Source organism: Micromonospora sp. 050-3 (assembly GCF_046549335.1).
GTDB classification, from domain to species: domain Bacteria; phylum Actinomycetota; class Actinomycetes; order Mycobacteriales; family Micromonosporaceae; genus Micromonospora; species Micromonospora trifolii.
Window position 1 is genome coordinate 132757 of record NZ_JAJPVX010000001.1, and the last position, 25475, is coordinate 158231.

At 71.1% G+C, this 25475-nt stretch carries 19 protein-coding genes and 1 tRNA gene; 19 read left to right on the forward strand and 1 reads right to left on the reverse strand.

Annotated elements, in window-relative coordinates:
* Nucleotides 1–106: 106 nt before the first annotated feature.
* The 16 genes from ACLJOK_RS00660 to ACLJOK_RS00735 all read left to right on the forward strand — a co-directional run bounded on the left by ACLJOK_RS00660 (nucleotide 107) and on the right by ACLJOK_RS00735 (nucleotide 21148).
* A complete protein-coding gene (locus ACLJOK_RS00660; RefSeq protein WP_410819187.1) occupies nucleotides 107–1615 on the forward strand; it encodes a sugar ABC transporter ATP-binding protein in 1509 nt (502 codons plus the stop codon).
* Nucleotides 1612–2742, forward strand: a complete 1131-nt coding sequence (locus ACLJOK_RS00665; RefSeq protein WP_410815464.1) for an ABC transporter permease — start codon at nucleotides 1612–1614, stop codon at nucleotides 2740–2742. Before ACLJOK_RS00660 ends, ACLJOK_RS00665 begins: the two co-directional genes overlap by 4 nt.
* Nucleotides 2743–2839: 97 nt before the next feature.
* Entirely contained in the window at nucleotides 2840–3892 is a 1053-nt protein-coding gene (locus tag ACLJOK_RS00670; protein ID WP_410815465.1) for a substrate-binding domain-containing protein, read from the forward strand.
* A gap of 54 nt (nucleotides 3893–3946) precedes the next feature.
* Nucleotides 3947–5122, forward strand: coding sequence for a Gfo/Idh/MocA family protein (locus tag ACLJOK_RS00675; protein ID WP_372488403.1), 1176 nt, complete (start codon nucleotides 3947–3949; stop codon nucleotides 5120–5122).
* Between the two features lie 644 nt (nucleotides 5123–5766).
* Nucleotides 5767–6933 carry an inositol-3-phosphate synthase gene (locus tag ACLJOK_RS00680; protein WP_410815466.1) on the forward strand — a complete coding sequence of 389 codons (1167 nt, stop codon included), beginning with the start codon at nucleotides 5767–5769 and terminating at the stop codon, nucleotides 6931–6933.
* Nucleotides 6917–7876 carry an SCO3242 family prenyltransferase gene (locus tag ACLJOK_RS00685; protein WP_410815467.1) on the forward strand — a complete coding sequence of 320 codons (960 nt, stop codon included), beginning with the start codon at nucleotides 6917–6919 and terminating at the stop codon, nucleotides 7874–7876. Before ACLJOK_RS00680 ends, ACLJOK_RS00685 begins: the two co-directional genes overlap by 17 nt.
* Complete coding sequence (locus ACLJOK_RS00690) at nucleotides 7873–8799, forward strand: sugar phosphate isomerase/epimerase family protein (protein WP_410815468.1); 927 nt, start codon at nucleotides 7873–7875, stop codon at nucleotides 8797–8799. Before ACLJOK_RS00685 ends, ACLJOK_RS00690 begins: the two co-directional genes overlap by 4 nt.
* A 20-nt stretch (nucleotides 8800–8819) precedes the next feature.
* Nucleotides 8820–9428 (forward strand): EboA domain-containing protein, encoded by a 609-nt coding sequence (locus ACLJOK_RS00695; protein WP_410815469.1) that lies wholly within the window; start codon nucleotides 8820–8822, stop codon nucleotides 9426–9428.
* A complete protein-coding gene (locus ACLJOK_RS00700) occupies nucleotides 9429–10286 on the forward strand; it encodes a TatD family hydrolase (RefSeq protein ID WP_410815470.1) in 858 nt (285 codons plus the stop codon).
* Complete coding sequence (eboE, locus tag ACLJOK_RS00705) at nucleotides 10286–11485, forward strand: metabolite traffic protein EboE (protein ID WP_410815471.1); 1200 nt, start codon at nucleotides 10286–10288, stop codon at nucleotides 11483–11485. The genes ACLJOK_RS00700 and eboE overlap by 1 nt, the downstream gene beginning before the upstream one ends.
* Nucleotides 11482–12897 (forward strand): alkaline phosphatase family protein, encoded by a 1416-nt coding sequence (locus tag ACLJOK_RS00710; protein ID WP_410815473.1) that lies wholly within the window; start codon nucleotides 11482–11484, stop codon nucleotides 12895–12897. Before eboE ends, ACLJOK_RS00710 begins: the two co-directional genes overlap by 4 nt.
* Complete coding sequence (locus ACLJOK_RS00715; protein WP_410815474.1) at nucleotides 12894–13961, forward strand: polyprenyl synthetase family protein; 1068 nt, start codon at nucleotides 12894–12896, stop codon at nucleotides 13959–13961. Before ACLJOK_RS00710 ends, ACLJOK_RS00715 begins: the two co-directional genes overlap by 4 nt.
* 218 nt (nucleotides 13962–14179) lie before the next feature.
* Nucleotides 14180–17038 carry a PQQ-dependent sugar dehydrogenase gene (locus ACLJOK_RS00720; protein WP_410815476.1) on the forward strand — a complete coding sequence of 953 codons (2859 nt, stop codon included), beginning with the start codon at nucleotides 14180–14182 and terminating at the stop codon, nucleotides 17036–17038.
* 76 nt (nucleotides 17039–17114) lie between these two features.
* On the forward strand, nucleotides 17115–19223 hold the full coding sequence (locus ACLJOK_RS00725) for a ThuA domain-containing protein (protein ID WP_410815477.1): 2109 nt from the start codon (nucleotides 17115–17117) through the stop codon (nucleotides 19221–19223).
* A gap of 201 nt (nucleotides 19224–19424) precedes the next feature.
* Complete coding sequence (locus ACLJOK_RS00730; RefSeq protein WP_410815479.1) at nucleotides 19425–19928, forward strand: sensor histidine kinase; 504 nt, start codon at nucleotides 19425–19427, stop codon at nucleotides 19926–19928.
* A 212-nt stretch (nucleotides 19929–20140) separates the two neighbouring features.
* Nucleotides 20141–21148, forward strand: a complete 1008-nt coding sequence (locus ACLJOK_RS00735; RefSeq protein ID WP_030488695.1) for a sugar phosphate isomerase/epimerase family protein — start codon at nucleotides 20141–20143, stop codon at nucleotides 21146–21148.
* A gap of 64 nt (nucleotides 21149–21212) precedes the next feature.
* Here the strand turns inward: ACLJOK_RS00735 and ACLJOK_RS00740 are convergent, their stop codons facing one another.
* The gene (locus ACLJOK_RS00740) at nucleotides 21213–21617 is read right to left on the reverse strand and encodes a hypothetical protein (RefSeq protein ID WP_238678565.1); all 405 of its coding nucleotides are present in this window, start codon (nucleotides 21615–21617) and stop codon (nucleotides 21213–21215) included.
* Between the two features lie 264 nt (nucleotides 21618–21881).
* Here ACLJOK_RS00740 and ACLJOK_RS00745 point away from each other — a divergent pair.
* The 3 genes from ACLJOK_RS00745 (at nucleotide 21882) to ACLJOK_RS00755 (ending at nucleotide 25457) form a co-directional block, all read left to right on the forward strand.
* Nucleotides 21882–21954: transfer RNA gene (locus ACLJOK_RS00745), tRNA-Asn, on the forward strand.
* 157 nt (nucleotides 21955–22111) lie between these two features.
* Nucleotides 22112–24229 carry an MMPL family transporter gene (locus ACLJOK_RS00750; RefSeq protein ID WP_410815480.1) on the forward strand — a complete coding sequence of 706 codons (2118 nt, stop codon included), beginning with the start codon at nucleotides 22112–22114 and terminating at the stop codon, nucleotides 24227–24229.
* Nucleotides 24219–25457 (forward strand): FAD-dependent oxidoreductase, encoded by a 1239-nt coding sequence (locus ACLJOK_RS00755; RefSeq protein WP_410815482.1) that lies wholly within the window; start codon nucleotides 24219–24221, stop codon nucleotides 25455–25457. The genes ACLJOK_RS00750 and ACLJOK_RS00755 overlap by 11 nt, the downstream gene beginning before the upstream one ends.
* Nucleotides 25458–25475: the final 18 nt, after the last annotated feature.

The window sequence follows — 25475 nt, forward strand, 5'->3', positions numbered from 1 at the left end:
GGAGGAGACTGTGGCTCTGCCCGAGGATGACCCCGCCACCGCGTCGGCCGAGGCCGTCGCCGAGGCGCCGCTGGTCGAGGCTCCCGCCGACACCGTCGCGGGCGAGGTGGTCCTGCGCCTCACCGACCTGGTGAAGACCTTCCCCGGCGTACGCGCGCTCGACGGCGTGCAGCTGGAGGTGCGTGCCGGCGAGGTGCACTGCCTGCTCGGGCAGAACGGCGCCGGCAAGTCCACCCTCATCAAGGTGCTCGCCGGGGTGCACCAACCGGATTCCGGGCAGGTGGAGTGGCGCGGTGAGCCGGCCACGTTCGCCAACCCGCAGGCCGCCATGAAGGCGGGCATCGCCACGATCTACCAGGAGCTCGACCTCGTCGAGGACCTGTCGGTGGCGGAGAACGCGTTCCTCGGACACGAGTACCGCAACTTCGGTTTCGTCCGGCGCGGACGGATGGCCCGGCACACCCGGCAGATCCTCAGCCGGCTCGGCCACGGCGAGATCCCGCCGGGGCGGATGGTCCGGTCACTGCCGGCGGCCGGCAAGCAGATTGTCAGCATGGCACGGGCGCTGTCGCACGAGGCCCGACTGATCATCATGGACGAGCCGAGCGCCGTGCTGGCCCACGACGAGGTCGGCAACCTGTTCCGGATCATCCGAGAGCTGACCGCGCAGGGCATCGCCGTCATCTACATCTCCCACCGCTTGGAGGAGATCCGCGAGATCGGCGACCGGGTCACCGTACTCAAGGACGGCCGGACCACGGCGGCGAACCTGCCGGCGCGCGACACCCCGACCCGCGACCTGGTGAGCCGGATGACCGGCCGCACCATCGAGTACGTCTTCCCGGACCGGCCGACCGACGACTCCGCGGGTGCCGACCTGCTCCAGGTGGAGGGGCTTACCCGCACGGGCGAGTTCGCCGACGTGTCGCTGAACGTGCGTGCCGGGGAGATCGTGGGCATAGCGGGGCTGGTCGGCTCCGGTCGTTCCGAACTGCTGGAGACGATCTACGGTGCCCGCCTCCCGGAGGCCGGCACCGTGCAGATGGACGGGAAGGTCCTGCGGCCCGGCGTCGGCGCGGCGGTTCGCGCCGGCATGGGAATGGCCCCGGAGGAACGCAAGAGCCAGGCGCTGCTGCTCGGCGAGCCGATCTACCGCAACGTCACGCTGGCCACCTTCGGCCGGTACGCGCGGCTCGGCTTCACCAACGCCGCCAGGGAACGCGCCGAGGCGGACCGGATCGCGGAGACCCTGGAGCTGCGGCCCCGGGACGTCGACCGGCCGGTACGCACGCTGTCCGGCGGTAACCAGCAGAAGGTGGTGGTCGGGCGTTGGCTGCTCGGCGGCACCAAGTTGCTGCTTCTCGACGAGCCGACCCGGGGCGTGGACGTGGGCGCCCGGGCCGAGCTCTACCAGGTCATCCGGGGATTGGCCGCTCAGGGCGTGGGGGTGCTGCTGGTCTCCAGCGAGGTGCCCGAGGTGCTGGGTCTGGCCGACCGGGTGCTGGTGATGCGGGAAGGGCGGGTCGTCCGCGAAGCCGCGGCCGGCGAACTCGACGAGAACACTGTGCTTGACCTCGTGATGGCGGGGTCCTTGATGGAAGGCGCACCGGCATGAGCGACGCGACTCCCACTCCCACCGCGACACCGGAGCGCCCGCAGCTTCCGGCGCAGTCGCCGCCGGTGGACCCGGCGGAGACGGCGGTGGCCGGTAATAACAAGGCAGGATCCGGGGGCAAGCTCTCCTGGTGGCGGGGTGACGGTGGCGACGGCGCCAAGCGCAACCTCGGTCTGATCGGGGTGCTCGCCGCGCTCATCGTGGTCGGCGCTGTCACCAAGCCCGACCTGTACGGCGACCCGAACTGGGTCTGGAACAACGTCCTGGCCATTCTCCAGTTGGCCTCGGTCGTCGGCGTGGTCACGGTCGGGATGACCTTCGTGATCATCGGTGGTGGCATCGACCTGTCGGTCGGCGCGATCGTCGCGTTGGCCGGGGTCTGGTGCACCACTGTGGCCACCCAGAGCTACGGCGCCGGCGGCATGATCTTCGCCGCCCTCGCGGTCGGCATCTGCGTCGGCCTCGTCAACGGTGTGCTCATCTCGTACGGGCGGCTGGTCCCCTTCATCGCGACGCTCGCGATGCTGGTGGCGGCGCGTGGGCTCGCGGCGTCGATCTCCAACAAGCAGACCCAGGTGTCGAGCAGCACGTTCATCAACGACATCGCGGCGCGCAAGGTGATCGGGATCCCGATCCTGGTCTACATCCTCGGCGCGGTAGTGCTGGCCGGTTGGGTGGTGCTCAACCGCACGACCTTCGGCCGGCGGACCATCGCCGTCGGCGGCAACCCGGAGGCGGCCCGGCTGGCCGGCATCAACGTCCGGCGGCACACCATGCTGCTCTACGCGCTCTCCGGTCTCTGCTGCGGTATCGCCGCCATCATGCTCACCTCGCAGGCGACCTCGGCGCAGGCGGCGATGGCCAACCTGTACGAGTTGGACGCGATCGCCGCGGCGATCATCGGCGGGACGCTGCTCAGCGGCGGCCGGGGCACGATCGTCGGCTCGCTGCTCGGCGTCATCATCTTCGCCACCATCACGAACCTCTTCGCCATCAACGGCCTCTCCATCGAGGCGCAGAACATGGTCAAGGGCGGCATCATCGTCGCGGCCGTCCTGGTCCAGCAGTTCCAGTTCAAGTCAGTCACTCGGCTCCTCGCGCGGAACAGGGTCACCACCGCAACCTGACGCACCGCACCGTTGTCCTGGCGACGTCGAGACATTCGACGGTGGCCGGGCCTCGCACACCCTCAATAAGTCACATCCCGCTCCCAGGAGGTCATTAATGACCCAGCACAGTCGCGACCTGTCGCGCCGCCGGTTGCTCTTCGGTGGAGCCGCAGTGGGCGCCGCCACCCTGCTCACCGCCTGCACCAGCAACGACACCCCGGCCGCCAGCACCCAGACCAAGGCCGCCGGAAACACCGAAGGCAACAACGCCCCGGGCAAGAAGGTCGTCATCGGCTTCTCCGCCCCGGCCGCCGACCACGGCTGGATGGGCGCCATCCACGCCAACGCCAAGGCCCAGGCCGCGGCCTACTCGGACGTGGAGTTCAAGGAGGTCGACGGTGGGTCGAACTCCGAGGCCCAGCGCTCCACGCTCGGCACGCTGATCGCCCAGAAGCCGGACATCATCGTCGTGCTGCCGCACGACGGCAAGGAGGTCAACGCCGTTGCCCTCCAGGCCATGCAGGCGGGCATCCCGATCGTGAACCTCGACCGGGCGTTCCCCGACGCGCTGGCCTCGCGGCTGGTCATCAAGGGCGACAACTACGGCATGGGCGTCTCGGCCGGGCACTTCATCGGCAAGCAGCTCAAGGACAAGGGCATCGCCAACCCGGTCATCGGTGAGATCGCCGGTCTGGAGATCCCGCTGACCGTCGAGCGCAGCGAGGGCTTCAAGGCCGCCCTGGCGACGTACGGGTTCACTGTGAAGAACCGTCGTTCGGCCGAGTTCACCTCGGACAGCGGTCAGCGCGAGGCGTCCCAGCTGCTCCAGGCGCTGCCGAAGATCGACGCCATCTGGAACCACGACGACGACCAGGGCATCGGTGTGCTCGCGGCCATCAAGCAGGCCAACCGGTCGGAGTTCTTCATGGTCGGCGGCGCGGGCTCCAAGCTCGCGATCGACGCGATCAAGGCCGACAACACAGTGCTGAAGGCCACTGTCACCTACAACCCGTCGATGGCCTCCTCGGCGATCTCGCTCGCGCGTCTCATCGCGCAGGGTCGGGGCCTGGGCGACCTGACGGAGCTGCAGGTGCCGAAGGAACTGACCCTGGCCTCGGAGACGATCACCAAGGAGAACGCGAGCAGCTACGACAAGCTCGGGTTCTGACATACCGGGGGGAGACCCACCTTGTCCACGACAGACAAAGAACTGCGGGTCGGCATGGTCGGCTACGCGTTCATGGGCGCCGCGCACTCACAGGCGTGGCGCACCGTGAACCGCGTCTTCGACCTGCCGGCGCGGGCCCGGATGGCGTTGATCTGCGGCCGAGACACAGCGAAGGTGGCTGACGCCGCCGACACACTCGGCTGGGACGCGTACACCACCGACTGGCGTGACCTGATCAACCGGGACGATATCGACGTTGTCGACATCTGCACCCCGGGCGACAGCCACGCCGAGATCGCTCTCGCCGCGTTGGCCGCGGGCAAGCACGTTCTGTGCGAGAAGCCGCTGGCCAACTCGGTGGAGGAGGCACGGGCGATGACCGCTGCGGCGGATGTTGCCCGGGCCTCCGGAGTGCGCTCGATGTGCGGGTTCAACTACCGCCGGGTCCCCGCGGTCACGATGATGCGCCAGTTGGTCGCCGACGGACGGCTCGGGGTGATTCGACACGTCCGTGCGACGTACCTGCAGGACTGGATCGTGGACCCGCAGTTCCCGCTGGTCTGGCGGTTGCAGAAGGACAGGGCGGGCTCCGGCGCGCTCGGTGACATCGGTGCGCACATCATCGACCTGACCCAGTTCGTCACGGGTCAGCGGATCAGCGGCGTCAGCGCGGTCACCGAGACCTTCGTCAAGGAGCGGCCGTTGCCGGCCGAGTCGAGCGGTCTGGCGGCCTCGGTGGACGGCCACACGGCGCCCACCGGGACTGTCACCGTCGACGACGCCGCGGTCTTCGTGGCGCGGCTCGACGGTGGCGCGCTGGCCACGTACGAGGCGAGCCGGTTCGCGACCGGCCGCAAGAACGCGCTGCGCGTCGAGATCAACGGCTCGCTGGGCAGTGTGGTCTTCGACCTGGAGCGCCTCAACGAGCTGGAGTTCTACGACGCGACCCGCCCGGCTGTGGAGCAGGGCTTCAGCCGCATCCTGGTGACCGAGGGCGAGCACCCGTACATGTCGGCGTGGTGGCCCCCGGGCCACATCATCGGCTACGAGCACTCGTTCACGCACGAGATGCGCGATTTCATCGAGGCGGTCGCCACCGGTGTCGACCCGACTCCCTCCTTCGCCGACGCGTTGCAGGTCCAGCTGGTGCTGGACGCGGTGGCCCGTTCGGCGGAGCTCGGCTCCTCCTGGGCCGAGGTGGAACCGACGCTGACCGCGGCGGCTGTCTGACCATTGACCATCCGCGACGGCGGTGTTCGCACCGCCATCGCCCGACCGGCTTTCCGAAAGCCGACCGGCGAGGGACCAGCCACGGATTGCGCCCCGTGGCCGGGACAGAGGTCGGTTTCGGAGAGCGTGCAGCCGGGCCCCACGGCCCGGTGGCGCACGAGCAGGACGGTCGTCCGGTGCGACCGGACCGGGATTCCCCGGCCGCACCGGAGGACCGCCACCACCGGTGACCTCCGGAGGACCTGATGACACCGCCCGCCGCCGCCCCCACCCGTACCGCACCCGCTCGCCGGTTCCCGGCGGGTAGTGGTTCGGTCGGTGATCCGGTCGGCGCGGCGGCCTGAGACGCCCGGCCGGGGCATGCCAATGCCCCGAACGGCCGGATGCGGGGGAGGCAGGGTCGAGACGCCGACCCGACCCTGCCTACCAGCCCCGTCTGCTCGCACCTGCCGGGATCCGGCCCGGCGTCGTCGCCGCCGACGCCGACGTCGGAAGCCGGTGCTGTTCCGGTGCGGGGCGAGCGGACGGGGCCCATCCACCCGGCCCGAAACTTTCCGAAACCCGGCCGTATCTTTCCGAAACATATTCTGATATTCCTATATTTAGCGGTACCGACGATTCCTCGTGGATGGGGAAGGAGCACCATGCGAACAGGTGTCTGGCTGGTAGGAGCGCGCGGTTCCGTCGCGACCACCAGCATCGTCGGGGGGCTCGCGCTGCGGGCCGGCCTGGCCGGGCCCACCGGCTGCGTCACCGAGCTTCCCGAGCTGCGCGGCCCGGCCCTGCCGGCCATCGCCGATCTGGTCTTCGGCGGGCACGACCTGGCCACCACCCCGCTGTGCAAGCGCGCCGAGGCCCTCGCTGACGCCGGTGTCATCCCCTGGCGGCTGGTCGCCGCGCTCCGCGACGAACTGGGCGTGGTCGAGCAGGAGCTGCGCCCCGCACCGGTCGGCGACACCCAGGCCGACCGGGCCGAGGCAGTGGTCCGCGACCTGACCAGTTTTCGCGAGCGGCACGAGCTGGACCGGGTGGTGGTGGTCAACGTCTCCGCCACCGAGCCGGCCCCTCGACCGCACCCCGGGCACGCCGACCCGGCCGCACTGCGCGCCGCCCTCGACGGTCCGGACGAGGTGCTGCCGGTCAGCTCCCTCTACGCGTACGCCGCAGTGCTCGCCGGCTGCCCGTACGTCGACTTCACCCCGTCCACCGGGCTGCGGCTGCCGGCGCTCGCCGCGCTCGCCGAGGAGGCCCGACTGCCGTACGCCGGGCACGACGGCAAGACCGGGGAAACCCTGGTCAAGTCGGTGCTCGCGCCGATGTTCGCGATGCGCAACCTGGCCGTGGGCTCCTGGTCCGGGGTCAACCTGCTCGGCGGTGGCGACGGCGCCACCCTCGCCGACCCGGCCGCGAACGCGGCGAAGGTGCAGAGCAAGCAGCGGGTGCTCGGCGAGACGCTGGGCTACGTCCCGCAGGGCGGCACCCGCATCGAGTACGTCGAGGAGCTGGGCGACTTCAAGACCGCCTGGGATCTGATCACCTTCAGCGGTTTCCTCGGCACCGGCATGCGGATGGAGTTCACCTGGCACGGCTGCGACTCCGCGCTGGCCGCGCCGCTGGTGCTCGACCTGGCCCGACTCACCGCCGCCGCGCACGCCGCCGGACAGGTGGGGCCGCTGGCCGACCTGGGCTTCTTCTTCAAGGACCCGCTGGGCACGCCCACCCACTCGCTGGGTGAGCAGTGGGCCCGGCTGACCGCCTTCACCCGGCAACTGCACGACGGCGGGGACGGTGTCCATGACAACGTTGGCTGATCTCGCCGAGCTGGTCCGGGCGCCGGCCGCGCTCTCGGTGCCCGGTGACGTGATCGCCGGGGCCGCGGCGGCCGGCGCGTTGAGCCCGCGTACCCCTGCCCTGGCCGGCGCGTCGGTGCTGCTCTACTGGGCCGGCATGGCCGCCAACGACTGGGCCGACCGGCGCCTGGACGCCGAGGAACGGCCCGAGCGGCCGATCCCGAGCGGTCGGGTCACCCCGGCCGCCGCGGTCGGCCTCGCGGCGGGCCTCACGGCCGCCGGCGTGGGCCTGGCCGCCGCCGTGGGCGGTCGCCGCGCCGCCGCGCTCGCCGTGCCGCTGGCCGCCACCATCTGGGGGTACGACCTGCTGGCCAAGAACACCGCAGCCGGCCCGGCCGTGATGGCCGCCTGCCGAGGGCTGGACGTGCTGCTCGGCGCGTCCGGCGGCCGGATGACCCGGGCGCTGCCGGCGGCGGCCACCATCGCCGCGCACACCTGGACGGTCACCGCGCTGTCCCGCCGGGAGGTCACCGGCGCCGACGCCACCCTGCCGATGCGCACCCTCGCCGGCACCGCCGTGGTCGCCGCCAGTGCCGCCGTCGCCGTGCCGGGCACCCGACGCGCGGCCCTCCGAACGACGAACCAGGCCGGTGTCACCGACCGGGCCGAGACCGTCGACGAGGCCGGTGGGCGCGCGGGTCGCAGCCGGTCGGCCACGATCGCGGCGGTGCTGCCCGCAGTGCTGGCCGGCTGGTACGCCGCCCGCTACGGCGCGGCCCAGGCCGAGGTTGTCCGGGACCCGTCGGCCGGGCGGGTCCGCGCGGCCGTCGGCGCCGGGATCACCGGGTTGCCGGCCCTCCAGGGAGCCCTCACCGCACGGGGTGGAGCAGGTCTGCTCGGGGTGGCCGTCGCGGCGGCCGCGCCGCTGGGTCGACGGCTGGCCCGGAAGGTCTCCCCGACATGAGCGTCCCCGAGCCTCGGCCCGGTGCGCCGGCCGCTGACGCCACCACGCTGCGCCTCGGGTACGGCACTAACGGGTTCGCCAACCACCGCCTCGACGACGCGCTCGCCGTCATCGCCGACCTCGGCTACGACGGGGTGGCGCTCACCCTGGACCACGACCACCTGGACCCGTTCGCGCCCGGGCTCACCCGCCGGGTCGCCGCTGTCGGTCGACGGTTGGAGTCGCTGGGCCTGGCTGTGGTCATCGAGACCGGTGCCCGCTACCTGCTCGACCCGTGGCAGAAGCACGCCCCGACGTTGCTGCACGACGACCCGACCCGGCGGATCGAGTTCCTGCGCCGGGCCGTGCGGATCGGCGCCGACCTGGGCGCGGAGGCGGTCTCGTTCTGGGCCGGTGTCCGGCCCGAGGTGGTGTCACAGCAGTGCGCCTGGGACCGGCTGGTGGCCGGTTGCGCCACAGTGGTCGACGCGGCCGACACCGCCGGCGTCACCCTCGGCTTCGAGCCGGAGCCGGGCATGCTGGTGCAGGACATCGCGGACTGGCGTCGGCTGCACACCGCTCTCGACAACCCGGCCCGCTTCGGCATCACCCTCGACATCGGCCACTGCCGGTGCCTGGAGTCCTGGCCGGTGCCGCAGTGCGTCGCCGAGGTGGCCGACCACCTGGTCAACGTGCAGATCGACGACATGCGCCGAGGCGTGCACGAACACCTGGAGTTCGGCGTCGGCGAGATCGACTTCCCGCCGGTGCTGGCCGCGCTGCGCGACGCCGGCTACCGCGGCCTGGTCGCCGTCGAGCTGCCCCGCGACTCGCACGCCGCACCCGCCGTGGCCGCCCGGTCGATCGAGTTCCTGCGTGCCGCCGCAATGGCCGGCCGCACGAAGGACGAACTGCCCGCAGACATTCCTGGGGTGCCTGCGTAGCAACAAGGGGAGGAGACGGGATGACACCGGATTCACTACGGGCCGCGCTGGGAGGCGTACCCGATCCCGATTGGCTGGACACGGCGCTGCGCCGGGTCACCATCGAGCCCACCGCGATCACCCGGCTCTTTCCCGCCGCCGGCCGACGCTGCGGTCGCGCCGCGCTGCCCGACGCCCCCGGCTGGACCGCCGACGACGCGGCCCGGGTGCTGCTGCTCACCAGCCTGCCCGCCGACCACGCGGCGTACGCCGAGCGCCTCTACCAGCACGGTGACGCGGCCGAACGACGAGCCGTGCTACGCGCCCTGCCGCTGCTGCCGATCGGCGCCGACGGGGTTGCGTTGCTGCACGACGCGATCCGGACCAACGACACCCGGCTGGTCGCCGCCGCGCTCGGCCCGTACGCCCGGCACCTCGACCAGGCCGCCTGGCGACAGGCGGTGCTCAAGTGCGTGTTCAGCGGCGTCCCCCTGGCCAACGTGGCCGACCTGGACACCCGGGCCGACAGCGAGCTGACCGCGATGCTGGCCGCGCTGGCCGCCGAACGGCACGCCGCCGGCCGGGAGTTGCCCGCCGACGCCACCGACCTGCTCCACCGGCTCACCGCCGCACTGCCCCGGGAGGCGTGAATGCGCATCTTCGACCCCCACATCCACATGACCTCACGCACCACCGACGACTACGAACGAATGGCCGCCGCCGGAGTGCGCGCGGTGGTCGAGCCGGCGTTCTGGCTGGGTCAGCCGCGCACCAGCGCCGCGTCGTTCACCGACTACTTCGACTCGCTGATCGGCTGGGAGCCGTTCCGGGCCGGGCAGTTCGGGGTGCGCCACTTCGCCACCATCGCGCTGAACCCCAAGGAGGCCAACGACCCTCGCTGTCGTCCGGTGCTCGACCTGCTGCCGCGCTACCTGGACAAGGACGCGGTGGTGGCGGTCGGCGAGATCGGGTACGACTCGATGACGCCCGAGGAGGACGAGGCGTTCGCGGCGCAGCTCGCCCTCGCTGTGGCGTACGACCTGCCGGCGCTGGTGCACACCCCGCACCGGGACAAGGCGCGCGGCTGCGAGCGGACCCTCGCCGTGGTCGCCGAATCCGGCATCGACGCGGGTCGGGTGGTCGTCGACCACCTCAACGAGGTGACAGTGAAGCTGGTCCGCGACAGCGGCTGCTGGCTGGGTTTCTCCATCTACCCGGACACCAAGATGACCCCGCAGCGGATGGTGGAGTTGCTGCGGGAGTACGGCACGGAACGGATGCTGGTCAACTCGGCAGCCGACTGGGGGCGTTCCGACCCGCTGCTGACCCGGGCCACCGGCGAGGCGATGCTCGCGGCCGGCTTCAACGACGACGACGTCGACACGGTGCTGTGGCAAAACCCTGTGGAGTTCTACGGGCAGTCGGGGCGCCTCGACCTCAGCGACCTGGACACCGCTGCCGCAGTGGACCCGCAGACCGGCAACTCGATCCTGCGCGGCGGCAGCTGATGCGGCTGCGACATGCCGGCGGTGAGACCGTCCACCTCGGCTATTGCACAAACGTGCACCCGGCCGAGGACCTCGCCGGCATCCTCGGTCAACTGGACACCTACGCGGTGCCGGTCCGCGAGGCGCTCGACAGCGACCTGCTCGGGCTCGGCCTGTGGCTGGCCGCCCCGGTCGCCGCCGAGCTGGCCGCCGACCCGACGCTACGCCGCCGGTTGCGCACCGAGCTGGACGCCCGGGGCCTGGAGGTGGTCACCCTCAACGGCTTCCCGTACGCGGCCTTCCAGGCCCCGGTGGTCAAGCAGGACGTGTACCACCCGGACTGGACCACCGAGCAGCGCCTGACGTACACATTGAATCTGGCCCGGGTGCTCGCCGACCTGCTGCCCGACGACGCCGCCCGGGGTTCGATCTCCACGCTGCCGCTGGCCTGGCGTCAACCGTGGGACACCGGCCGGGCCGACGCGGCCCGACGCCGGCTGGACCAGCTCGCCGCCAGCCTGGCCGACGTGCAGCGGGACACCGGCCGTGAGGTGCGCATCGCCTTCGAGCCGGAGCCCGGCTGTGTGGTGGAGAGCACCGGCCAGGCGGCCGCGCTGCTGTCCGGGATGGACACCGATCGGCTGGGTGTCTGCCTCGACCTGGCCCACCTGGCCTGCGCCTGGGAGGAGCCGGCCGAGGCGCTGGACCGACTGCGGGCGGCCGGACTGCCGGTGGTGAAGGTGCAGGTCTCCGCCGCCGTCGAGGCCGCCGACCCGGAGGGCGGGGCCGAGGCGTTGCGCCGCTGGGTGGAGCCACGCTTCCTGCACCAGACAAGGGGCGCCGGTTGCGCCGGTCTGGCCGACCCGGCCGACCCGACGTACGCGGCCGACGACCTGGACGAGGCGCTGGACCGGGCGCTGCCCGGCCCGTGGCGGGTGCACTACCACGTGCCGCTGCACGCCCCACCCGAGGAGCCGCTCGGCTCGACCCTGCCGGTGCTCCGCGCGGCCCTGAGAGCGCTCTTCGACGGCCCGACCGCCGGCTGCGACCACCTTGACGTCGAGACGTACACCTGGGGGGTGCTGCCGGCCGCACGACGGCCCGGCACCGACGCGGAGCTGGCCGCCGGCATCGCGGCGGAGCTGGCCTTCGCCCGGGACGAACTGGTCGGCCTCGGCCTGACCGCAGAGCGAACCGTGAGCATGGGGGTGGCGCGATGAGCCGGCGACTGGTGGTCCTCGACGTGGTGGGGTTGACGCCCCGACTACTGGCGCACATGCCTCGACTGCGGGGGGTCGCCGACGGCGGCTTCCGGGCCGAGTTGGGCACCGTGCTGCCCGCCGTGACCTGCTCGGTGCAGTCCACCTTCCTGACCGGCGAGCCGCCCAGCGGGCACGGGATCGTCGGCAACGGGTGGTATTTCCGGGAGTTGGGCGAGGTGCTGCTGTGGCGGCAGCACAACGCGCTGGTCGGCGGGGACAAGCTCTGGCAGGCCGCCCGTCGGGCCGAACCCGGCTACACAGTGGCCAACGTCTGCTGGTGGTACGCCATGGGCGCGGACGTCAACTGGACGGTGACGCCCCGCCCGGTCTACTACGCCGACGGACGCAAGGAGCCGGACTGCTACACCGACCCGCCGGAGCTGCACGACGCGCTCACCGGGCGGCTGGGCACCTTCCCGCTCTTCACCTACTGGGGGCCGACCGCCGCGTTGCCGTCGTCGCGGTGGATCTGTCAGGCGGCCGAGCAGATCCTCGCCGACGTGTCACCCGACCTGACCCTGGTCTACGTCCCGCACCTGGACTACGACCTGCAACGCTTCGGTCCCTCGTCGGCCCAGGCCGCCGCGGCGGCAGCGGAGCTGGACGCGGTGCTCGGCCCGCTCCTGGACGCCGCCCGGGCCCGGGACGCCACGGTCGTGGTGCTGTCCGAGTACGGCATCACCGACGTGTCCCGGCCGGTGGACGTCAACCGGTTGCTGCGCGCCGAGGGGCTGTTGCACGTGCACACCCAGGCGGGCATGGAGTACCTCGACCCGTGGACGTCGAAGGCGTTCGCGGTCGCCGACCACCAGATCGCGCACGTCTACGTCAAGGACCCGGCCGACGTGCCGACGGTGGCGAAGCTCTGCGCCGGCCTGCCCGGGGTGGCCGAGGTGCTCGACGCCGAGGGCAAGGCGGCACACGGTCTGGACCATCCGCGCGCCGGTGAGCTGGTGCTGGTGGCCGAGCCGGACGCCTGGTTCACCTACTACTACTGGCTGGATGACGCCCGGGCACCGGACTTCGCCCGGCTCGTGGAGATTCACCGCAAGCCGGGTTACGACCCGGCCGAGCTGTTCTTCGACCCGGCCAACCCCGGTGCCGCGAAGGCCCGCGCCGGGGTGGCGCTGGCCCGCAAGAAGCTCGGCATGCGGTACCTGATGAGCGCTGTCGGCCTGGACGCCGGCGCGCGGGCGGTGCGCGGCTCGCACGGGCGGCTGCCGGACGACCCGGCGGACGGCCCGGTGCTGCTCTGCTCCGACCCGACCGCGGCCCGGGAAAAGATCGCGGCGACCGAGGTCAAGGCGCTGCTGCTGGAGCTGGCCGGGCTGAGCCCCGGCGGTGCCGGCGGGTCGGGGGAGGTCTCATGACGGTCACCGTCGCGCCCACCGACGCCAGCGAGCTGCGGGCGCGCTTCGACGCGGAGCTGGCCGGTTTTCTCAGCCGGCAGGGCCCGGACTGGCCGGACGGGGCGCCGCGGGGCGTGTTCACCGCGCTGCAACGCTTCGTGCTGGCCGGTGGCAAGCGGTTACGACCGCTCTTCTGCTACTGGGGCTGGCGCGGCGCGGGGGCGGCCGACGGCACCCCGATCGTGGTGGCCGCGGCGGCCCTGGAGCTGTTCCACGCGTTCGCGCTGATCCACGACGACATCCTGGACGGCAGCGACCGCCGTCGGGGTGAGCCGTCGGTGCACCGGCTCTTCGCCGACCTGCACGCCCGCTCGTCGTGGCGCGGTGACCCTGAGGCGTACGGCCGCAACACCGCGCTGCTCTGCGGTGACCTCTGCGCGGCCTGGTCGGATCAGATGTTCCACGAGTGCGGGCTGAGCACCGAGCAGGTGCACCGGGGGTACGGCGTGTTCGCGCTGATGCGTACCGAGGTGATCGCGGGGGAGTACCTGGACCTGGTCTCGGGTGTGGGTGACGGCTCGGTGGCCAGCGCGCTCACCGTGATCCGGATGAAGGCTGCCCGGTACACGGTCACCCGGCCGTTGCAGATCGGTGCGGCCCTGGCCGGCGCGGGGCCGGAGCTGATCGCCGCGCTTGGCGAGTTCGGTGACCCGTTGGGTGACGCGTTCCAGCTCCGCGACGATGTCCTGGGCGTGTTCGGCGACCCGGCGATCACCGGGAAGTCGGTCCTGGACGACCTGCGTGAGGGCAAGCCCACTGTCATGATGGCGCTGGCCCGCAGCGCCGCCGACCGGCCGCAGACCATCCGGCTGCGGGAGCTGTTCGGCAACCCGGCGTTGGACGCCGAGGGCGCGGCGGAGCTGCGCGACATCATCGAGGCGACCGGCGCGCGGGAGCGGATCGAGCAGATGATCCGGGTCCGGACCGAGGCCGCGCTCTCCGCCCTGCAGAGCGCTGTGGTGGCCGATGAGGCCCGCGCGGCGCTGGTTGCGCTGGCCGGACAGGCGATCGACCGACGCGCCTGACCGGCGACTTTCGATCAAATCGACAAAAGTTGGTGCTGAACCGCCGGAAGGTATGGACACATCGACACGTGCGACTTAGTGTCGTGACCAACACGAATATGTTTCGTCGAGGTGAACCGGCGGCGCGGTAACCCATCGACCCCCCATCACCGCTACGGCATCCGGCGCGACGGCGCGCGCCCGGCCTGGCAGTCACACGTCAGGAAGGGACAGCACAAATGTCCATGAAGGACGCTCCCAGACAACGGTCCCGACGATGGTTCTCCGCCGGATCAGCGCTGCTGCTGGCGGTCGCCGCCGGCACTGTCACCTTCGCCGCCGGCTCGGCCCCCGCCCAGGCGCACACGATCGTCGCCAGCGACTTCCAGCAGGTCGAGCTGGCCCGCGGCGTGACCGACATGGGTGAGCCGATGTCGCTGGCGGTGCTGCCGGACCGCTCGGTCCTGCACACCGCCCGCAACGGCACCCTGCGCCGCACCGACGCCAACGGCACCACCTCCGCGATCGGCACCCTGTCGGTCTACCAGCACGACGAGGAGGGGTTGCAGGGCGTCGGCGTCGACCCGGGCTTCGCCTCGAACCGTTACATCTACCTCTACTACGCCCCGCCGCTCTCCACCCCTGGCGGGGACGCGCCGGCCACCGGCACCGACTTCTCGGCCTGGAACGGGGTGAACCGCCTCTCCCGGTTCACCCTGAACTCCGACTTCACGCTCAACCAGTCCAGCAAGGTCGACGTGCTCGACGTTCCGGCCAGCCGGGGCGTGTGCTGCCACGTCGGTGGTGACATCGACTTCGACGCCGCCGGAAACCTCTACCTGTCCACCGGCGACGACACCAACCCGTTCGAGTCGTCCGGCTACTCGCCGCTGGACGAGCGGACCAACCGCAACCCCGCGTACGACGCGCAGCGCAGTGCCGGCAACACCAACGACCTGCGCGGCAAGATCCTGCGGATCAAGGTGAACGCCAACGGCACGTACTCGATCCCGTCGGGCAACCTGTTCGCCCCCGGCACGGCCCAGACCCGTCCGGAGATCTACGCGATGGGGTTCCGCAACCCGTTCCGGATCAGCGTGGACAAGGCCACCGGCGTGGTCTACGTCGGTGACTACGGGCCGGACGCCGGATCCACCAGCTCCACCCGCGGGCCGTCCGGCCAGGTGGAGTTCAACCGGGTCGCGGCACCGGGCAACTACGGCTGGCCGTACTGCACCGGCACCAACACCAGCACCGAGACGTACAACGAGTTCGACTTCGCGACCAGCGCCAGCGGCGCGAAGTACAACTGCACCGGCGGGCCGACCAACAACTCGTTCCGCAACACCGGCCGGACCACCCTGCCGCCGGCCCAGCCGGCCTGGATCCGGTACGCCGGTGACGCCGGCACCCCGACCGAGTTCGGCGGCGGCTCCGAGTCGCCGATGGGCGGCCCGGTCTACCGGTACAACGCCTCGTCGACCTCCACCACCAAGTTCCCGCAGTCGTTCGACGGGCAGTTCTTCGCCACCGAGTTCGGCCGGGGCTGGATCAAGCCGATCCACGTCAACTCCGACGGCTCCCGGGGCACCATCGACACCTTCCCCTGGGTCGGCAAGCAGGTCATGGACTCGGCGTTCGGCCCGGACGGCGCGTACTACGTGCTCGACTACGGCACCGGCTACTTCAACGGTGACGCCAACTCGGCGCTCTACCGCTTCGACTACGTCGGCGGCGGCAACCGGGCGCCCACCGCGAAGGCCAGCGCCAACCGCACCTCCGGCGCGGCCCCGCTCGCTGTGACGTTCTCCTCGGCCGGCTCGGCCGACCCCGAGGGCGGCGCGTTGACCTACGCGTGGGCGTTCGGTGACGGGACCACCTCGACCGCCGCCAACCCGACGAAGACCTACAGCGCCAACGGCACCTACACCGCCACGCTGACGGTGCGCGACCCGCAGGGCGCCACCGGCAGCAGCAGCGTGCAGATCAGCGTCGGCAACACCGCGCCCACGGTCACGATCAACAACCCGGGCAACGGTCAGCTGTTCGGCTTCGGGGACACGGTGCCGTACAGCATCACTGTGACCGACCCGGAGGACGGCACCATCGACTGCACGAAGGTCAAGATGACCTACGTGCTCGGGCACGACCAGCACGGGCACCAGATCACCTCGCAGACCGGCTGCTCGGGCTCGATCACCATCCCGGTCGACGGTGAGCACGACGACGCGGCGAACATCTTCGCGATCTTCGACGCCGAGTACACCGACGCCGGTGGGCTGACCACGCACACCCAGCACACGCTGCCGCCGCGGCACCGCCAGGCCGAGTTCTACGGCACCTCGTCGGGGATCAACGTGTTCAGCAAGACCCCGGCCGAGGGTGGCAAGACCGTCGGCGACATCAACAACGGCGACTGGATCGCGTTCCAGCCGTACCGGCTGGGCAACGTGACCTCGTTCAACGCCCGGGTCTCCTCGGCGGGTGCCGGTGGCACCCTCCAGGTCCGGGCCGGCTCGGCCACCGGCACCGTGCTCGGCTCGGCCACGGTCCCGGTGACCGGCGGCTGGGAAACCTTCACCACTGTCACCGGGACGATCAGCAGCCCGCCGACCGGTACGACCACGCTCTACCTGACCTTCGCCGGGTCGGGCACCGGGGCGCTCTACGACCTGGACGCCTTCACCTTCGTCACCGGGACGCCCCCGGCCGGTGGAGCCGGGGCGATCAAGGGCCTCGGCGGCAAGTGCCTGGACGTGCGCAACGCCGCCACCGCCGACGGCACGCAGATCCAGATCTACACCTGCAACGGCAGTACCGCGCAGACCTGGGCGGTCACCCCCAACTCCACGATCAAGTCGTTGGGTAAGTGCCTGGACGTGTCGGGCGGCGCCACTGCCGACGGCACCAAGATCCAGCTCTGGACCTGCAACGGGACCGCCGCCCAGAACTGGGCCGCCCAGGCCGACGGCACGCTCCGCAACACGTCGTCGGGCAAGTGCCTGGATGTCTCCGGCAACAGCTCCGCTGACAGCACTGTGGTCCACCTCTGGACCTGCGTCAGCGGTGCCGCCAACCAAAAGTGGATCCTGCCCTGACCTGACAGGTGGGGGCCCCTCGCCAACGCCTAGTGTGAGGTGAGGGGCCCCTCCTAACCGCAGTTGGGAGAGCGATATGCGCAGACGCCTGCGACCCGTCCTCGGTGCGGCCATGGCGGCACTCGCCGTCATTGCCTGCACCACCCCCGCCACCCCGGCCAGCGCCGCCGACGCCCCGTACGACGTGCTGGTCTTCTCCAAGACCGCTGGTTTCCGGCACGACGCGATCCCGGTCGGCATCCAGACCATCCGCGACCTGGGCGCGGGGAACAACTTCACTGTCACCGCGACCGAGGACGCCGCCGCGTTCACCACGAGCAACCTCAACCAGTACGAGGCTGTCGTCTTCCTCAACACCACCGGCGACGTGCTCAACGCCAGCCAGCAGACCGCCTTCGAGTCGTACATCGGCTCGGGCCGCGGATACGTGGGTGTGCACGCCGCAGCCGACACCGAGTACGACTGGCCGTTCTACGGCAACCTCGTGGGGGCGTGGTTCGCCTCGCACCCCGCGATCCAGCAGGCCAACATGAAGGTGGAGGACCGGGGGCACGCGGCCACCGCTCACCTGCCGCAGACCTGGACCCGCACCGACGAGTGGTACAACTACCGCACCAACGCCCGGTCGAGCGCGCACGTGCTGGCCACCCTGGACGAGTCGTCGTACTCCGGCGGCGGCATGGGCGCCGACCACCCGCTGAGCTGGTGCAAGAGCTACAGCGGCGGCCGGTCCTTCTACACCGGGGCGGGGCACACCCAGGCGTCGTACGCGGAGTCGGGGTTCCGGAACCACCTGCTCGGCGGCATCCGGTACGCCTCCGGTCGGAGCAAGGCCGACTGCCGGCCCGAGACCGGCTACACCCCGCTGTTCAACGGCTCGACGGCTGGTTGGTCACAGGCCGGTCCGGGCAGCTTCACCAACACCGACGCCACCCTGACCTCGGTCGGCGGCATGGGGCTGTACTGGTACAACGCCAAGCAGTTCACCAACTACTCGCTGAAGATGGACTGGAAGCTGGCCGGTGACGACAACTCCGGCATCTTCATCGGGTTCCCACCGTCGAGTGATCCGTGGTCGGCCGTCGACAACGGGTACGAGATCCAGATCGACGCCACCGACGCGGCCGATCGCACCACCGGCGCTGTCTACACCTACAAGTCGGCCGACATCGCCGCCCGCGACGCGGCGCTGAACGCGGCGGGGGAGTGGAACACGTACGAGCTGCTGGTCGAGGGTGAGCGGCTACAGATCTTCCTCAACGGGGTGAAGATCAACGACTTCACCAACACCAACCCGGTCCGCTCCCTGGCCGGTCACATCGGTATCCAGAACCACGGCACCGGTGACGACGCCTCGTTCCGCAACATCCGGATCAAGGAGCTGGGCACCACGCCGCCGCCCACCGGCACGATCCAGGCCGAGGCGTTCAGCTCGGCCAACGGCGTCTCCGCGTTCACCAAGGCGGGCGCCAACGGTGGGCAGACCCTCGGCTACATCGAGCCGGGTGACTGGGCCGCGTACAACGGAGTCAACCTGGCCGGGGTCACCTCGTTCACGGCCCGGGTCGTCTCCGGCGGCGCTGGTGGCGCCATCCAGGTGCGCACCGGTTCGGCCACCGGCCCGGTGCTCGGCACTGTCGCGGTGCCGAACACCGGCAGTTGGACGACCTACGCCAACGTCTCCACTGCGCTGTCCAACGTCCCGTCCAGCACCCAGAACCTCTACCTCACCTTCACCGGTAGCGGCACTGGGCTCTTCGACCTGGACGACTTCACACTGGTGAAGGGCAGCGGCGGCGGCACCGGGGTCGGCCCGATCAAGGGTCTCGCCGGCAAGTGCCTGGACGTGCGCAACGCCGCCACCGCCGACGGCACCCAGATCCAGCTTTACACCTGCAACGGCAGCACGGCGCAGACCTGGACCGTGACGCCGAACTCGACGATCAAGGCGCTCGGCAAGTGCCTGGACGTCTCCGGCAGCGGCACCGCCGACGGCACCAAGATCCAGCTCTGGACGTGCAACGGCAGCGGCGCGCAGAACTGGGCCGCCGCGTCCGATGGCACCCTGCGCAACCCGTCGTCGGGCAAGTGCCTGGACGTCTCCGGCAACAACTCCGCCGACAGCACCGTCGTGCACCTCTGGACCTGCCTCAACGCGGCCAACCAGAAGTGGACCCTGCCCTGACCGACTGACCCCCTGACCCCCTGACCGCGGAGGGGCCGCGACTCACGTCGTCGGCCCCTCCGCGCCGTCGATCTTGCCCTTTCGGTCGGGATTAATGCCCGCAATGCCGACCTTTCGACAACACAGAGTGCAAGATCGGCGGGAAGGGGGGTGGGGACGCCGGGAGGGTGGCGCACAGGTTGCTGCCGTACCTTGACCTGCATGGGGTTGTTCGCGCAGTGGCGTGGGACGGTGCTGGCGCGAGGCCATCAGCTGCTCGGTGCGCTGGGCCGGGCCGACGAGCCCGACGACCCGTCCGAGCCGGCGCCCAGCCTGAACCGCCTTGACGCGTTGGTGGAGGGCTTCACCGCAGGTCAACCGGTGCGGTGGACGATGGCCGGGCAACCCCGGCCGCTGCCCGGCCCGGTCGACGTGGTGGCGTACCGGATCATCGAGGAAGCGCTGACCAACGCTTGCCGGCACGCACCGGGCGCTCCGGTCGGGGTCCGCCTGCGCTACGACGCCGCGGGCATCACCATCGAGGTCCGCGACGAGGGCGCCGGTCCCGCTCCGTCCGGCGGCGGCACCCAGAGCGCCGGGCGAGGTCTGCTCGGGGTACGCAGGCGCGCCGAGCGGCTCGGCGGCACGTTCTCGTCCGGCCCGCGCGCCGGTGGCGGCTTCACCGTACGAGCCGTCCTGCCCGCACCCGAGGAAATGATCGGATGATCGGCCGACCGCGGGGCTTCCCCGATGGGGCACTGCGGAAATAGGGTGGGGGTCGGCGACCGTGCTGGTGGCCGGTGACCCGGTGGGAGGCGCAACCCGCCGGGCTCAGGTGTGTTCCGCACCCACCGGTGACCGCCCGGGTGCCGCGTACGTCCGGTCACCCTCGCCCCGGTCCGCACAAGGAATCCCCATCACAACAGGGGAGAAGGACAATGGCGCGACCCATCACGCTCTTCACCGGCCAGTGGGCCGATCTTCCGTTCGAGGAGGTCTGCCGGCTCGCCTCCGAGTGGGGCTACGACGGTCTGGAGATCGCCTGCTGGGGCGACCACTTCGAGGTCGACAAGGCGCTCGCCGACGACTCGTACGTCGAGCGCAAGCGGGAGACCCTCGCGAAGCACAACCTTGAGGTCTTCACGATCTCCAACCACCTCGTTGGTCAGGCGGTCTGCGACCACCCGATCGACGAGCGGCACCAGGACATCCTGCCCGGCCGCATCTGGGGCGACGGGGAGCCCGAGGGGGTTCGTCAGCGGGCTGCCGAGGAGATCAAGGACACCGCGCGGGCGGCGGCGAAGCTCGGGGTGAAGACGGTCGTCGGCTTCACCGGTTCGTCGATCTGGCACACCCTCGCGATGTTCCCGCCGGTGCCGCCGTCGATGATCGAGCGCGGCTACCAGGACTTCGCCGACCGCTGGAACCCCATCCTCGACGTGTTCGACGAGGTGGGAGTGCGGTTCGCGCACGAGGTGCACCCGAGTGAGATCGCGTACGACTACTGGACGACGAAGCGGACGCTGGAGGCGATCGGCAACCGGCCCGCGTTCGGGCTGAACTGGGACCCGTCGCACTTCGTCTGGCAGGAGCTGGACCCGGTGAACTTCATCTTCGACTTCGCCGACCGGATCTACCACGTGGACTGCAAAGACGCGAAGGTGCGTACCGGCGATGGCCGGCGTGGCCGGCTCGCCTCGCACCTGCCCTGGGCCGACCTGCGGCGCGGGTGGGACTTCGTCTCCACCGGCCACGGTGACGTGCCCTGGGAGGACTGCTTCCGCGCGTTGAACGCGATCGGCTACACCGGCCCGATCTCGGTCGAGTGGGAAGACGCTGGAATGGACCGGCTGGTCGGCGCCCCGGAGGCGTTGCAGTTCGTCCGCCGGCTCGCCTTCGACGCACCGAGCGCCGCCTTCGACGCGGCGTTCAGCAGCAAGGACTGACCGCACGTCGGACAGACCACGGGCCGGTCGCCCTGCGGCGACCGGCCCGTCGACGTGCGATTGGTCAGAGCGTGCTGGCGTTCGTGCCCGAGCCGGACGGCTTGGTGCGGGGGTTCGTGGACGACGGCGACCCGGAGGTCGTGCCGACCGTGCTGGTGCCCGTCTTGGCGCCCACTGTGGCGGGCGTGCCGGCGAACGCGTCGTCGGCGGCGGTCAGCTCCTGCTTGCCGGTGCTGCCGTTACCGTTTCCCAGCTTCTCGCCCAGTTTGGTCTGGCCGAGCTTGTCCTTGCCCTCGCTGTAGAGCTTGTTGGCCTGGGCCTGCGCGACCCCGGCCGCCTCCTGGACGGTCGGGTGGTCGAGCACCTTGCGGCCCCGGACCACTAGCTCTTCGTACTTTTCCCGGCCGGCACGGGCGCCCAGGACGAATCCCGCAGCCAGCCCGCCAAGAAACATGATCTTTCCGCGCATGGCGGCTCCTTCCGTACCTGACGCGCCGTCACCACCCCGGCGAGTTGCCCCGTCGGAAGGCGACCTGTTCGCGCCTGCGTCCTCTGTCCGCAGCTAACTACCCATCCTGCTCTCCGCTCAAGCATGCTTGTGCCGGGATGGCGATTTACCCCTATTGTCAGGGCGGCGGCGGGGAGGGAACCCACTGGACCGCCACCGGGGTATGTCCTGTACTCTTGTCCCGTCGCAAGGCGTCGGGGAGATCCGAAGTCGCGCGGAGCACGATCCCCTGTAGCTCAATTGGCAGAGCAGCCGGCTGTTAACCGGCAGGTTATTGGTTCGAGTCCAATCGGGGGAGCTCTTCCACGTACGCCCGTCAGCCACCGGCCGGCGGGCGTTTTCGTGTGCGTGACCCGGTTTCACCCACCTTCGACCGGCTTGCCCGGCAGGATGGTCGATGTCGACTGAGGCTACCGCTGCGTCGATTGATGCGTCGATCCTTGGGGTGAGTGCTGATGTCCGGACGAGGCGGCAAGGCCACGCTGATCGCGGTGGCGGTCGTGCTGGCCTGGTTGGTGATCGGCGGCGTGTCCGGCCCGTTCGCGGGCCGCCTCAGCGAGGTCGCCACCAACGACAACGCGGCCTTCCTGCCCACCGACGCCGAGGCGACCCGCGCCCAGGACCTCGCCGGCGAGTTCGTCGACCGGCAGACCATCCCGGCGCTGGTCGTCTACGAACGGCCCACCGGGATCACCGACGCCGACCGGCAGCGGGTGAGCGCCGACGCCGCCAGCTTCGCCCAGATCCCCGGCGTGGTCACCCCGCTGCCCCCACCCATTCCGAGCGAGGACGGCCAGGCACTCCAGGTCGTCGTACCGGTGGACGACGCCGAGGGCGAGGAGATCGGCGCGGTCGTCGAGAAACTGCGCGACATCACCGGCGGTGACCGGGACGGGCTCACCGTGGACGTCTCCGGCCCGGCCGGTCTGCTCGCCGACCTGATCGAGGTCTTCTCCGCCATCGACGGACCACTGCTGCTGGTCACCCTGGTCGTGGTGCTGGTCATCCTGCTGATCGTCTACCGCAGCCCGGTCCTCTGGATCTTCCCGCTGCTCGCCGCCGGGATGTCGTACGCCCTCGCCTCGGTCTTCGTCTACCTGCTCGCCGACGCTGATGTGGTCAAGCTCAACGGGCAGGCCCAGGGCATCCTCACCGTGCTGGTATTCGGCGCCGGCACCGACTACGCGCTGCTGCTGATCGCCCGCTACCGGGAGGAGCTGCACCGGCACGACCGCCCGTGGGACGCCATGAAGACCGCCTGGAAGGGCGCCGCGCCGGCCATCATCGCCTCCGGCGGCACTGTCATCGTCAGCCTGCTCTGCCTGCTGCTGTCCAGCCTCAACTCCAACCGGGCGCTCGGCCCGGTCGCCGCCATCGGCATCGCCGCCACCCTGCTGGTGATGCTCACCTTCCTACCCGCGCTGCTGGTGCTCGGCGGACGGTGGGCGTTCTGGCCCCGACGCCCACCAGCCGACCAGGCCGACCCGCGGGCCGAACACGGCATCTGGAGCCGCATCGCCGGCTTCGTGGCCCGGCACGCCCGCCCGATCTGGCTGACCACCGCCGTCGTGCTGGCCCTGCTGACCCTCGGCCTCACCCAGCTCGGCGCCACCACCCTCGGCCAGTCCGACCTGTTCACCCAGCGCACCGACTCGGTCGACGGTCAAAAGGTGATCTCCCGGCACTACCCGGCCGGCACCGGCAGCCCGGCCACCATCTTCACCACCGAACAGACCGCACGGCAGATCGCCCAGGTGGCGAAGGACGTGCCCGGCGTCGCCGACGTCCGCCCCCTTCCGGCCGGCCCGCAGACCGGCCCACCCCAGGAGAACGCCGCCCCGAAGGTCGTCGACGGGCGGGTGCAGCTGGAGGCGACCCTGGCCGACCCACCCGACAGCGACGGCGCCGAGCGGACCATCCGCGAGCTGCGGGTGGCCGTACACCAGGTGCCCGGCGCGGACGCGGTGGTCGGCGGCTTCACAGCGATCAACGTGGACACGTCGGACGCCGCGAAGCGCGACCAGAACGTCATCATCCCGGTGGTGCTGGTGGTCATCGCAGTGATCCTGGCCCTGCTGCTGCGTGCGCTGCTCGCCCCGCTGCTGCTGATCGCCACAGTGCTGCTCAGCTTCGCGGCGACCCTCGGCCTCTGCGCGCTGCTGTTCCGCCACGTCTTCGGCTTCCCCGGCGTGGACTCGGCGTTCCCGCTGTTCGCGTTCGTCTTCCTGGTCGCGCTCGGCATCGACTACAACATCTTCCTGATGAGCCGGGTCCGCGAAGAATCGATCAAGCGCGGCACCCGCGCTGGCGTGCTCGCCGGCCTCGCCGTCACCGGCGGGGTGATCACCTCCGCCGGCATCGTGCTCGCCGCGACGTTCTCCGCCCTCGCCGTCCTGCCACTGGTGGTGCTCGTCGAGTTGGGTACGGCGGTCGCGATCGGGGTACTGATCGACACCATCATCGTCCGGTCGCTGCTGGTGCCCGCACTCGCGTACGACATCGGGCCGAAGATCTGGTGGCCGGGCCGGTTGTCCCGGGCGAACGGTGAGCGGGAGGCGCGCGGTGCTGGCTGAAACCGATGTGGTCATCGTCGGCGGCGGCCTGGCCGGCCTCGCCGCCGCCCGCCGGTTGCACCGCGCCGGCGTGCCCTGGCGGCTGGTGGAGGCCGAGGGTCGGCTCGGCGGCCGGGTCGCCACCGACGTGGTCGACGGTCACCTCATCGACCGAGGCTTCCAGGTGCTCAACACCGCCTACCCCCGGCTCGGCACGCTGCTCGACACCGACCAGCTCAACCTCGGCTACTTCACCTCCGGGGTGCTGGTCCGCAAGGGCGACAAGCTGCTGCGGCTGGTCAACCCGCTGCGCGAGCCGACCGGCGGCCCCGGCACCGCGCTCGCCGGGGTCGGCTCCCTGCTCGACCGGCTGCGCTTCGCCGCGCTCGCCACCGGCTGCGCCACACTGCCCGCGTCCCGGCTGCTCGCCGCGCCGGAAACCACCAGCGAGACGGCGCTGCGCCGCGCCGGCCTCTCCGACGCGATCATCGAGGAACTGCTGCGACCGTTCCTGTCCGGTGTGTTCATCGAACGGGAACTCTCCACCTCCAGCCACGTACTGGCGATGGTGCTGCGCTCCTTCGCCCGCGGCCGGATCGGCCTGCCCGCCGAAGGGATGGCCGCGCTGCCCCGGGCCATCGCCGCACCGCTGCCCGCCGACCTGCTCGACCTGGACACCCCCGTCGCCGAGGTCACCCCGGGCCGGGTCCGCACCCAGGCCGGCGACATCCGCTGCCGGGCCGTCGTGGTCGCCGTCGACCCGCCCGCCGCGGCCGCGCTGCTGCCGGCCCTGGCGACGGTACGCATGCACAGCTACACCACCTATTACCACAGCGCGCCCGAGCCGCCGCTCAGCGAGCCGATCCTGCTCGTCGACGGCGACCGACGCGAACTCGTCGCCAACACCGTGGTGCTCAGCAACGCCGCCGCGACGTACGCGCCCGCCGGGCGGCACCTGATCGCCACCTCGGTGGTCGGCCCGACGGCCCCACCCGAGCCGACCATCCGGGCCGAGCTGACCCGGCTGTACGGCCGCTCCACCGCCGACTGGACCCACCTCACCACAGTGGCCATCCCCGAGGCGCTACCCGCCGCACCGCCGCCGCAGGGACGACTGCGCAAGCCGGTGGCGTTGGGGGAGGGCCTGTTCGTGGCCGGTGACCACCGGGACAGCCCATCGATCCAGGGCGCTCTCACCAGCGGCTGGCGCGCCGCCGGCGCGGTGCTGGACGAGCTGCGCGCCGGCTGAACCCCGCCCTGAATGAGG